The organism is Brevibacillus reuszeri (assembly GCF_002897295.1).
Taxonomy (GTDB): domain Bacteria; phylum Bacillota; class Bacilli; order Brevibacillales; family Brevibacillaceae; genus Brevibacillus; species Brevibacillus reuszeri_A.
In genome coordinates this window covers 1-222 of sequence record NZ_BEXF01000172.1, presented here as the reverse complement: position 1 = coordinate 222, position 222 = coordinate 1, and the positions used below count along the sequence as shown (strand labels likewise).

1 rRNA gene is annotated in these 222 nt (G+C 57.7%); it reads left to right on the top strand.

Annotated features, from left to right (window positions below):
- A 23S ribosomal RNA gene (locus tag C3B52_RS36070) occupies positions 1-222 on the top strand; the annotation flags it as partial.

Here is a 222-nt window from a genome sequence, read left to right as displayed (position 1 = left end):
TGTCCACCGAAAGCCTAAGGTTTCCTGGGGAAGGCTCGTCCTCCCAGGGTTAGTCGGGACCTAAGCTGAGGCCGAAAGGCGTAGGCGATGGACAACAGGTTGATATTCCTGTACCACCTCTGTTCCGTTTGAGTGAGTGGCGTGACGCAGGAGGATAGGGTGAGCGGCCTACTGGATGGCCGTCCAAGCAGCAAGTGTGGTGTGTAGGCAAATCCGCACACC